10 protein-coding genes are annotated in these 8,189 nt (G+C 37.9%); 9 read left to right on the top strand and 1 reads right to left on the bottom strand.

The window, feature by feature from the left end; all coding sequences use genetic code 11:
• The first annotated feature begins 56 nt into the window (after positions 1 to 56).
• The 9 genes from E2R67_RS02830 (at position 57) to E2R67_RS02870 (ending at position 7,729) form a co-directional block, all read left to right on the top strand.
• Positions 57 to 197, top strand: coding sequence for a TIGR02808 family protein (locus E2R67_RS02830; protein ID WP_134289419.1), 141 nt, complete (start codon positions 57 to 59; stop codon positions 195 to 197).
• Between the two features lie 105 nt (positions 198 to 302).
• A complete protein-coding gene (sixA, locus tag E2R67_RS02835; protein WP_134289420.1) occupies positions 303 to 779 on the top strand; it encodes a phosphohistidine phosphatase SixA in 477 nt (158 codons plus the stop codon).
• A gap of 76 nt (positions 780 to 855) precedes the next feature.
• Entirely contained in the window at positions 856 to 2,238 is a 1,383-nt protein-coding gene (locus E2R67_RS02840) for an aldehyde dehydrogenase (protein WP_134289421.1), read from the top strand.
• Between the two features lie 119 nt (positions 2,239 to 2,357).
• Entirely contained in the window at positions 2,358 to 2,687 is a 330-nt protein-coding gene (locus tag E2R67_RS02845) for a metalloregulator ArsR/SmtB family transcription factor (RefSeq protein ID WP_134289422.1), read from the top strand.
• 20 nt (positions 2,688 to 2,707) lie between these two features.
• Positions 2,708 to 3,709 (top strand): ArsJ-associated glyceraldehyde-3-phosphate dehydrogenase, encoded by a 1,002-nt coding sequence (locus E2R67_RS02850; protein WP_134289423.1) that lies wholly within the window; start codon positions 2,708 to 2,710, stop codon positions 3,707 to 3,709.
• 18 nt (positions 3,710 to 3,727) lie between these two features.
• Positions 3,728 to 4,963 carry an organoarsenical effux MFS transporter ArsJ gene (gene arsJ / locus E2R67_RS02855; protein WP_134289424.1) on the top strand — a complete coding sequence of 412 codons (1,236 nt, stop codon included), beginning with the start codon at positions 3,728 to 3,730 and terminating at the stop codon, positions 4,961 to 4,963.
• A gap of 491 nt (positions 4,964 to 5,454) precedes the next feature.
• A complete protein-coding gene (locus E2R67_RS02860; protein ID WP_134289425.1) occupies positions 5,455 to 6,081 on the top strand; it encodes a suppressor of fused domain protein in 627 nt (208 codons plus the stop codon).
• Positions 6,082 to 6,192: 111 nt separating this feature from the next.
• Entirely contained in the window at positions 6,193 to 7,086 is an 894-nt protein-coding gene (locus E2R67_RS02865; RefSeq protein ID WP_134289426.1) for a hypothetical protein, read from the top strand.
• Positions 7,087 to 7,102: 16 nt separating this feature from the next.
• Positions 7,103 to 7,729, top strand: a complete 627-nt coding sequence (locus E2R67_RS02870; RefSeq protein WP_134289427.1) for a P-loop nucleotide/nucleoside kinase family protein — start codon at positions 7,103 to 7,105, stop codon at positions 7,727 to 7,729.
• A gap of 31 nt (positions 7,730 to 7,760) precedes the next feature.
• Here the strand turns inward: E2R67_RS02870 and E2R67_RS02875 are convergent.
• Positions 7,761 to 8,189, bottom strand: a 429-nt coding sequence (locus tag E2R67_RS02875) for a transposase (RefSeq protein WP_134289428.1), incomplete at its 5' end; no start/stop codon positions are given.

Raw genomic sequence — 8,189 nt, forward strand, 5'->3', positions numbered from 1 at the left:
GTGAATAGTGCGTATTCTTTTTCTCATTAGGTGTTCAAATTATTTAAGGAGCAACAATGAGTGAATTAGAATCAATTATTTGGCATATTTTAGGTTACATGGCAATGCCAACTATTTTTGTTGTTGGTTTTCTTGCTGTATTTGTTGCCGCTGTTGGTATCTTAAAATTATCTGGCAATAAACCTGTAAACGATTAATCAAAAACATCATACTATTACTAAGACTGCTTTAGTAGTTGTTAAATAATTGTTAAGCTCCATACTCTTTGGTAATGGAGCTTTTTTTTGCTCAGGAGAAATAGTATGCAAATATATATAATGCGCCACGGGCAAGCTGAAATGATGGCTTATTCCGATGCCGAACGTAATTTAACTGATATCGGTCGCCAAGAATCAGAATTAATGGCTAAATATTTAGTTGAACAAGATGTGTCATTAGATGCTGTAATAGTTAGTCCTTACGTTAGAGCACAACAAACTTGGCAATCGGTGAGTCCATTTTTTGAAGGCGTCAGTAATATTCAAACATTGCCTTGTTTAACCCCTAGCGGTAGTGCACGAGCGGCCGTTGATGAATTATTAGCATTAAAAGCGCAGGGTTTTAAATCTGTACTGATTGTTTCACATTTACCCTTGGTTGGTTATATCGTTGGCGAACTTGCTCCTGCAGCTGGTGTGCCTGCTTTCTCTCCTTCTGCTGTTGGCCATATCTCATTAAGTGAAGAAGATGGTTTTGCACAATTATTAAGTTTAACAACCGTTCCTCAAATACATAATTAATGTGAAATAGGCATTTGGGTAAATGAAGATTCTGTTTTTATAGTGTGCATATAGTTTTTACATATAGGCTTTTACGATGACATTAACCTCTTCTTACCAACAATTGGTAGAAAAACAGCGTGCTTTTTTTATTGCGAATAAACCTTTTTCATTCGCTTATCGTGAACAGCAACTGTTGTTGTTGAAAAGTTCAATAATCGTTCATCAATCTGCATTGACTGAAGCCTTGTTTTTAGATCTTGGTAAATCTGAATATGAAAGCTATCTAACTGAAATTGGTTTTGTGTTGCATGAGTTAAGTTTAACCATTAAACAACTTAAAAAGTGGATGAAGCCTGAGAAAGTAAAAACGCCTTTATTATCACAACCTGCGACCAGCTATATTCATTCAGATCCCTTAGGTGTCTGTTTTATTATTGCGCCTTTTAATTATCCCGCTTCATTATGTTTATCGCCTTTAATTGCGGCAATTGCGGCTGGTAATTGTAGCGTATTAAAAACCTCTGAATTAACGCCTCACGTCAGTGAAGTGTTGAAACAAATAATAAACTCTGTTTTCGCACCAGAATACATTGAATGTATTAACGGCGAAGTAGAACATTCAACGGCATTATTAGCTCAAAAATTTGATCATATCTTTTTCACTGGAAGTAGTGAGGTAGGTAAGATTGTCATGCAAGCTGCTGCTAAAAATTTAACGCCTGTTACATTAGAACTTGGTGGTAAAAGCCCTTGTATTGTTTGTGCAGATGCCAATATTGATGTCGCAGTAAAACGTATCGTTTACGGAAAAATGCTTAATGCAGGACAAACCTGTGTAGCGCCTGATTATGTATTAGTAGATGATTCAATAAAAGAACAGTTTATAGCAAAATTAACGCAACGCATCAAAACGTTATATGGTGAAGATGCAAGTCAAAATCCAGATTTTGGACGCATGGTGAGTACGCGACATACTGAGCGAGTTGGGCAGTTGATTGATGCAGATAAAGTGTTAATTGGTGGCGACGTTAATATCGAACAACGATATATTGCTCCAACAATAATGCATAACGTTGAATTAACCGATGAAATCATGCAGCAAGAAATTTTTGGCCCTGTATTACCAGTGATTGGATTTTCTGACTTTGAAAGCGTGTTATCTATTATTCAATCTTTGCCTAGTCATCCTTTAGCGGCTTATATTTTTAGCCAAGATAAACGTATTCAAAATACATTGACCGTTAATATTCAAGCGGGCGGTGTTGCCATTAACCATTGTATTCAACATTTAGTTAATCCTCACTTACCTTTTGGTGGAGTTGGTTCAAGTGGTATGGGGAGTTATCACGGCAAACATGGTTTTGATACTTTTTCACATAAAAAGAGTGTGTTAAAAGCGGCGACTTGGTTTGATCTTCCTGTTATTTATCCTCCTTATAAAAACAAGCTGTCTTGGCTTAAAGCGATTCTTAAATAAAGTCTTGCCTGCATAAAGCTGGCTTATACAAAATAACATCATATTGAATATAAATAATGCATTGACTTGTTCATGTATTTAATTAATATATGTGGATATTCGTATATGTGGATGTTTTTATGTTGCCCCATCAATTTTTTAAAATGTTATCCGACGAAACGCGTTTACGCTGTTTAATTCTGATTGCTCGTGAAGAGCAAATCAGTGTCGGTGAATTATGTATCGCCTTGGATCAAAGCCAACCTAAAATTTCTCGACACTTAGCTATTTTACGCCAGTCAGGTGTGTTGCTTGATCAGCGAGAAGGGCAATGGGTTTATTACAAAGTAAATGCAGAATTACCAGGTTGGATGCGTAAAGTGATCGCAGGCTTAACCGCATCCAATTGTTTAAAGACAGAATATCAGCAAGATATCGCTAATTATCAACATGCAAAACAAAATAATTAATTAAAAAGAGTGAGAAAACTATGACAATTAAAGTCGGTATTAACGGATTTGGACGTATTGGGCGCTTAGTCATGAGAGCTTCATTTGATTGGCCTGAAGTGGAATTTGTACACATTAACGATGTGGCAGGGAATGCAAAAACCTTAGCGCATTTATTAGAGTTTGATTCGATTCAAGGGCGTTGGTCACATGCCGTTGAAAGTGCAGATAACAGTATGACAATTGCAGGAAAATCGATTGCAGTGAGTCAGCAAGCAGATATTGATGCCGTTGATTGGTCCGGTTGTGATGTGGTTGTGGAAGCAACAGGCGTTCACCGTGAAAAAACATTGTTAGATAAATACCTTAAGCAAGGCGTTAAACGTGTTGTGGTTTCTGCACCTGTTAAACATGATGATATCGCCAATATTGTTGTTGGTGTGAATGAACATGTATTTGATGCTGAGCTACATAAAATTGTAACAGCAGCTTCTTGTACCACTAACTGTTTAGCGCCAATTGTAAAAGTAATTCATGAAAAAGTGGGGATCACTAATGCTGCTTTTACCACTATTCACGATTTAACTAACACGCAGACTATCTTAGATGCACCACATAAAGATTTACGTCGTGCACGTGCTTGTGGCATGAGCTTGATCCCAACCACAACCGGTTCAGCTAAAGCAATTGTTGAAATCTTCCCAGAGTTAAAAGACAAAATAAACGGTCATGCTGTTCGCGTTCCATTAGCGAATGCATCGTTAACCGATATTGTCTTTGAAGTTGCGCGTGATACAACCGCAGAAGAAGTGAATCAATTATTAGCAGAAGCTGCTGAAGGTGAATTGGCGGGGATTCTTGGTTATGAAGAGCGTCCGCTAGTGTCTATCGATTATCGTGGGGACCAACGCTCTACTATTGTTGACGCGTTATCAACCATGATGATTGGTAAGCGTATGCTAAAAATCTATGCGTGGTATGACAATGAAATGGGTTATGCAACACGTACTGCTGAATTAATGAAAAAAGTCGGCTTAGCCTAAACTTGTAAGGGATAAACAATGAAGTGGTTTTTAAAGCTTGATAAACCGTTACGCCAATATTTGTTAGTCACTTTCAATTATTGGAACTTCACCATTACCGATGGTGCGTTACGCATGTTGGTTGTGCTTTATTTTTATCAATTAGGGTACAGCCCTTTAAATATCGCTTTGTTGTTTTTGTTTTACGAAATATTTGGTGTCGTCACCAATTTAATTGGTGGTTGGTTAGGGGCTAAAATTGGCTTAAATCGCACCATGAATATTGGTCTTGCGATGCAAGTCGTTGCGTTATTATTACTGACGGTACCTAGCGATTGGTTAAGTGTGGCTTGGGTAATGGCTGCTCAAGCGTTATCCGGCATTGCTAAAGACCTTAATAAAATGAGCGCAAAAAGCGCGATAAAAACACTCATACCCAATGATCAGCAGGGCAAATTATACCAATGGGTTGCCATTTTAACGGGCTCTAAAAATGCCTTAAAAGGAGCAGGCTTTTTCTTAGGTGGTTTATTATTGACCACTGTAGGATTCCAAATGGCCTTAGTGGTAATGGCATCTGTGTTGGCGCTAGTGTTTGTACTAAGTATCGCCTACCTAGAAAAAGACTTAGGTAAAGCAAAAACAAAACCTAAATTTTCACAGATGTTTTCTAAGTCAGAATCAGTGAACATCCTTTCTGCGGCGCGGTTATTCTTATTCGCTTCTCGTGATGTGTGGTTTGTAGTGGCTTTACCTATTTACTTAGCCAGTATCTTTGGCTGGGAACACGCCGTGGTAGGAAGTTTTATTGCGGTTTGGGTAATTCTTTATGGCATTGTTCAAGGTATTGCGCCTAAAATCACTCACTACTTTTCAGCTGCTCATTCTGAGCAACGCCATGCACCCAATGGAAAAAGTGCGGTTTTATGGTGTTGTTTATTAACGCTTGTGACGGGGATTTTAGCTTTTGGTGTTGAATTACAATGGCAAGCACAATGGGTTATTGGCATTGGTTTGTTAGTTTTTGGTGCCATTTTTGCGATTAACTCATCATTACATTCCTACCTCATTATTAGTTACGCAAAAGAAGACGGCGTGTCTTTAGATGTTGGTTTTTATTATATGGCCAATGCAATGGGGCGCTTAGTAGGGACTTTGTTATCGGGCTGGGTTTATCAAGTGTATGGCTTTGCCGCGTGTTTATGGATTGCCTTTGGCTTTTTGTTACTTACCAGTATTATTTCTTTAAAGTTGCCGATGCAAAAAAGCACCTAACTTTATTCATTTATTTAGGGTGTCTTTTATCATTAAAAACTTAGATTCAAATATGAAAAGCTTCACTCAATATAAATAGTTTTTCTGTTTGTAGACTAGCTCGTTTTGATCGAATCACATCTCGAAGAGATTGTGAAAAATATTTTAATAATCTGTGTTTTTACACAGTTATAATGATATTTCCCCAAAAATGTAATATTTTGTGTAGAAAGTGAGCACTAAGATGCTCACTTTCTACATGGCTAAATTTCTAATTTATTGATTCATAATCTTTAATTTTTTAAGCACTGCGTCATACTCAGCACAAAAAAGCTGAGTATGACGCAGTGCTTAGTTTCTACAAAAGTAATAGTTAATATTGCCATTATTAAAATGCTGTAAAGCTTTGACTGTTAATGAATTAATTGTTATTTTTTATATTAATTTTACAAGCCATAATCCGTTACTATCGTGAATTATGGATAATATACTGTTATAACTAAAGGAAGATTATGAGCTTGCTGGAAGATTCGTGGGAACAACGAGAAGAGCAAATATACCCTGAATTATTTGGTGGGACAGGTGAAGGTATTTATCCGCTAGATGCTTCCTTATTCAAAAATCAATTTGGTATCGATGACATTGATCCACGCTGGTTACACTATGGTGTTTTTAAATACGCGCCCACTAGTGACCGCAGCACTTGGGTTTATGTTACTTCTGGTATGTCTAATTCTTGGGAGTCAGATAAACCAGAAGAATACTCAGGCTTTGGCACTGAGTTTATCCTTGAAACAAACGAAGAAAATGACTGGGCTATAAATACCTTACGGAGTTTGGTCGCTTTCAATATTTTAGTTTCTGTTGGTCAATATGGTGACAAACCACTAGTGGACTACGGTGATCGTATTCCTATGTCTATTGAGCCAAATATCTCAAACTTAATGGTCGTAAAGCCAAATCAGTTCCCTGAATCATTCGACTTAATATCTGGCAAGGTCGATATTCTACAAATAACAGGTATCACACCTGAAGAGTTGGGTTACGCAAAAGAGAGTAGCTCAGAGGCTCTAGCAAATAAGTTATTTGAATCGCAGGGTTCATTTATTTTAAAACCTGATAGGCTAGGTGTAATTTAGTTATAACAAGTTGCTTAAACGGACAAAAAACAGTTGGCTTTTGCTCGTTCCTCGCTATTTTAGTCAACAATTTTTAGCCGCTTAGCAAAGCGTTAAATTCTTGGAGCAAGTATGGAGTATGATGCGGAAAGGCTGAAGAATTTTTGGGATAGCATTCCACATGAAAAAATTGAGGAAGCAAACCGGAGAAGTCGTGATGAGCACCAGCGCCAAGTCAAAGCCTTTAGAGATGGATACGCAAATGATACCTGCTATTTGTGCGGTAAAAACTTCAGCACACTAAGTAAAAGCAATCCATGCCTGCACTGGTTATTAAGAAGATGTAAGTTCAAAAAGAAGGACTTTTCTAAGGTATATAACAAGTATGGGTATGTAAATATCGCTGCATATTTGCGATGGTGCGCAAATGAAGAGCGCCCACTGGCTAATATAAATGACTTAAAATCAGAGCAGAAAGAAGGGAAAATCATTTCATACACAATAAAGTGGAAAAATATTGAGTGGACATTCGACTGCTCAAAAAATGATTTTTCTGGGCATAAGGGATTGTCCATAGATTATCCTCATTATCACTTTCAGATGAGGATTGATGGCCGTCAGTTTATTAACTTCAACGATTTCCATATCCCATTTAACGACCATGATTTGTTTGTTCTAAATAGTAGCATTGAACATGGAGATATATTTGGGCATGATTTTGGCTCTGCTGGTGCTGGAATGGAGGATGCAATGAATTTCCCCCTAGATGATATTTTAGAGTTCTCCGGTAGTTCTAGCCAAGAGGAAGAGTCTCTATACCACCTTTCGACAATGATCGAAGCTTCTGGAGAACTCATTTCGGGTGATGAAATCGAAGACATTAGAGCTGAGGCGGCTCGAACAGGAAAGACATTTACATATGTAGCAAAGCAGCGTTTGGGCGAGCGAGCTAGCGTTAGAACTGTAATTACACCTTCCGATTCGATTCCAGATATTGCATCCAGAACTGAGCATAAGCGTAGATAAATTTAACAAAGCGCTTATGCCGACAGCTTTTCCGTCGCTTGAATTTGTGGCGAAAAAGACTGCCACAAATCAATCAACTACAAAGCTGCGGTATAGCGCGGCGTTAGAGCGTTTTATGAAACTGATAATTTTGCATGGTCCTCCAGCATCTGGAAAGCTAACCTTGGCTAAGCTTTTGAAGGATGAACTAGGATACAACATTCTACATAATCATCTTACTGTAGATATAGCTTTAGAAGTCTATTCAGAATTTGGGAAGGATGATTTTTATGAGTTTGTCGATCAGCTTCGGACGTTAGCGATAGAAAAAGCTTGTCAAAATAAACTAGAGGGGCTAATAGTGACTCTGTGTTTTGATGAGGTACTAGATATAGAAGTTGTGGAGCAATGGGAATCAATAGTTGCACGTTATGGCGGAGAGATTCTCCCTGTTTACCTGAAGGTTTCAGCGGAAGTTCTAGCTGAGAGAGTAACGGGAGAATCTCGTATAGGAACTAATAAACTTCAATGTCCAAAAGAACTAAATAAAGTTTTATCGGAAAATAAATTTGGTGCAATCCCAAACAAAAATACTATCTCAATAGACACTAACGCACTTTGCATAAAACAATCGGCTCGCTTAATCGTTGAGCATACGCTCTAACAACACGCCCTGAGGTGGACCGCTAGTAAAATTAGCAATTTATTGCAAACTTTAAAAGCGGCGAATCTCTTCGTTTTAATGCAGCTAAATATGTCGATTCATCATACGGTGTATTCGTTTTCCAACACCTAAATACAATCCTTATCCATTTGAATGCCAATGATCTAATAATGCTATTATGCGGCTTGCCTTTGGCTTTTTGTTGTTCGTAATACGCTTTTGCCCAAAACGAATAACGAATAGAAAAGCCTGCCCACTCTACAAATGTTTGTCTTAAAAAAGTCGGGCAACTATATCGCCAATGTGCCCACATTTTCTTACCACTGCGTTCAATGACCGGCGCAATACCAGCGTATTTTTGTAGTTCTGAGGCATCCTTATAGCGATCTCTATTACTACCAAAAGCAACTAACAAACGTGGAGCTAGTCGTGGGCCTGCACCTGGTAAACTATCAAATAT

The sequence above is a fragment of the Psychromonas algicola genome, assembly GCF_004378355.1.
Taxonomy (GTDB): Bacteria; Pseudomonadota; Gammaproteobacteria; order Enterobacterales; family Psychromonadaceae; genus Psychromonas.

What these genes read in the sequence shown, in the direction of transcription:
- E2R67_RS02830 (WP_134289419.1), top strand. Translation starts at nt 57, where the DNA reads ATGAGTGAATTAGAATCAATTATTTGGCATATTTTAGGTTACATGGCA.
- sixA (WP_134289420.1), top strand. Translation starts at nt 303, where the DNA reads ATGCAAATATATATAATGCGCCACGGGCAAGCTGAAATGATGGCTTAT.
- E2R67_RS02840 (WP_134289421.1), top strand. Translation starts at nt 856, where the DNA reads ATGACATTAACCTCTTCTTACCAACAATTGGTAGAAAAACAGCGTGCT.
- E2R67_RS02845 (WP_134289422.1), top strand. Translation starts at nt 2,358, where the DNA reads ATGTTGCCCCATCAATTTTTTAAAATGTTATCCGACGAAACGCGTTTA.
- E2R67_RS02850 (WP_134289423.1), top strand. Translation starts at nt 2,708, where the DNA reads ATGACAATTAAAGTCGGTATTAACGGATTTGGACGTATTGGGCGCTTA.
- arsJ (WP_134289424.1), top strand. Translation starts at nt 3,728, where the DNA reads ATGAAGTGGTTTTTAAAGCTTGATAAACCGTTACGCCAATATTTGTTA.
- E2R67_RS02860 (WP_134289425.1), top strand. Translation starts at nt 5,455, where the DNA reads ATGAGCTTGCTGGAAGATTCGTGGGAACAACGAGAAGAGCAAATATAC.
- E2R67_RS02865 (WP_134289426.1), top strand. Translation starts at nt 6,193, where the DNA reads ATGGAGTATGATGCGGAAAGGCTGAAGAATTTTTGGGATAGCATTCCA.
- E2R67_RS02870 (WP_134289427.1), top strand. Translation starts at nt 7,103, where the DNA reads ATGCCGACAGCTTTTCCGTCGCTTGAATTTGTGGCGAAAAAGACTGCC.